Source organism: Candidatus Obscuribacterales bacterium (assembly GCA_036703605.1).
Taxonomy (GTDB): domain Bacteria; phylum Cyanobacteriota; class Cyanobacteriia; order RECH01; family RECH01; genus RECH01.
In genome coordinates this window covers 1-1,205 of record DATNRH010000876.1, presented here as the reverse complement: position 1 = coordinate 1,205, position 1,205 = coordinate 1, and the positions used below count along the sequence as shown (strand labels likewise).

Below are 1,205 nucleotides of genomic sequence, written 5' to 3'. Positions count from 1 at the left end.
CCCGCTAGCACCAATGATCCGTCAGTCCCATTGGAGAGCGACTACCTCTCCGACCTCATGGCAGCCGCAAACGAAGAGAGCACTGGTGTCAGGGGTGGTGACGGCGACAGCAGCGATGAGGAAGCTGTGGACACACCTGAGGATGCGTCTGACGAGCTAGACATTGGGGCAGTGGTTGAAAATGGTGAAGCCGAACCTGCCAAAGGTTACACCCCCCCCCCCCTCTCCCCAAACCACCACCACCGTGCTGCCGCGCCTCTCTCCTCAACACACCCTAACCTTCAAGCCTTTGGTTCCTTGCAGCCTATCGCCAATGTCACTGCCTCCGCCTATCGCCACATTGTGCAGCGCTCCTGGCGCCACCTCTATGGCCTCCAAGGCCCGGAGCCCGGTGACGAGCTTACCTTCCGTTCTTACGTTCGTAAGTGCTCTCACTCTCATCCTTCAGTGGCCGGCGTTTCTTGCCTCCGCTTGCCTAGACCAACCGGCACCACGTTCTATGTCCGCCCACACGACACCCTAGAATTTCACCACCGCCAAACAGGCCTGGTCTGGTATGTCCGGCTCGAAGCTTGCGTGCAAGTGCAGACCTCCGACCGAACGATGTTGTGGGCTAAAGTGCTCCCCTACCAACATGCACTCCGTCACTCCCGCCTTCATCCTTATCTAGAACTCTTTCGCCTCGACCGACAATACACCCTCATCCCTCTCAGCACTGATTCCACCTACCAAGTTCATGCCCTGAGGCTAATGTATCCCACCAACAACACAGACGAGTTCTCTCTGAACCCATATTTGCAAATAAAGACCTCCTGCAACTAACGCCTTGCCCCTCTTATTTGACGGCATCCCCACTGTCCGTCTCATTACGCTGCAGTCCCCACTAATCTTCCCACTGTCCATCTCATTAAGGCGCAGCCCCACTAATCTTCTCCTTGGGCCCGAACCCCACTAACGAGCTCCCCACTATTTTGCCCAATCCCCGCTCCCACCGCCCATTAGGCCAAATCCCCACTAACATCCTCATTAGGCCCCAACCCCCTTAATTTTGGCATTATTTAATCGGTTGTAATCCGCGTTGCGCGAGAAAGCGCGTCCCACAATGCGAAGCTCGACCGACTACCGGTAGCCAACCGGACCGAGGCGCTTTCCGGTGATTTTGCTGTTGTTACGGAAAGCAGTTTAAAGAATTGAGACATTTTTTA

At 55.5% G+C, this 1,205-nt stretch carries 1 protein-coding gene; it reads left to right on the top strand.

The window, feature by feature from the left end; genetic code table 11:
• Positions 1 to 822, top strand: an 822-nt coding sequence (locus V6D20_18025) for a hypothetical protein (protein HEY9817680.1), incomplete at its 5' end; no start/stop codon positions are given.
• Positions 823 to 1,205: the final 383 nt, after the last annotated feature.